Annotated in this window: 2 pseudogenes; both read left to right on the top strand. The window is 69.5% G+C overall.

The annotated features are described in order from the left end of the window. Positions 1-15: 15 nt before the first annotated feature. A pseudogene (locus GRC12_RS47090) lies at positions 16-135 on the top strand (hypothetical protein); the annotation flags it as partial. Between the two features lie 34 nt (positions 136-169). Beyond that, a pseudogene (locus GRC12_RS46275) lies at positions 170-380 on the top strand (hypothetical protein); the annotation flags it as partial.

Here is a 380-nt window from a genome sequence, read left to right as displayed (position 1 = left end):
GACTGGAACGACACGGTGTGTGAGGTGCCGGGGCGTTCGGCGGTGGAGTTGTTCGAGGAGCGGGTGGCCGCGGTGCCGGATGCCGAGGCTGTGGTGGCGGGTGGGGTGTCGCTCAGTTACCGGGAGTTGGATGCCCGGGCGGAGCGTTTGGCGGTGCTTTTGGCTGAGCGTGGTGCGGGGGTATCACGGGCGGTTCGCGTTGACGGCGGAGCGGTTCGTGGCCGACCCCTATGGTCCTGCGGGTGCGCGGATGTATCGCACGGGGGATCTGGTGCGCTGGACGGCGGGCGGGGAGCTGGAGTACCTGTCCCGGGTCGACGACCAGGTCAAGCTGCGTGGGTTCCGTATCGAGCTGGGGGAGATCGAGGCCGTCCTCGCCG

It is taken from the genome of Streptomyces griseorubiginosus (genome assembly GCF_017614965.1).
In the GTDB taxonomy this organism is placed as follows: Bacteria; Actinomycetota; Actinomycetes; order Streptomycetales; family Streptomycetaceae; genus Streptomyces; species Streptomyces griseorubiginosus_B.
The sequence above is the reverse complement of the archived record's forward strand: the minus strand, read 5'-3'. Positions and strand labels throughout refer to the sequence as shown.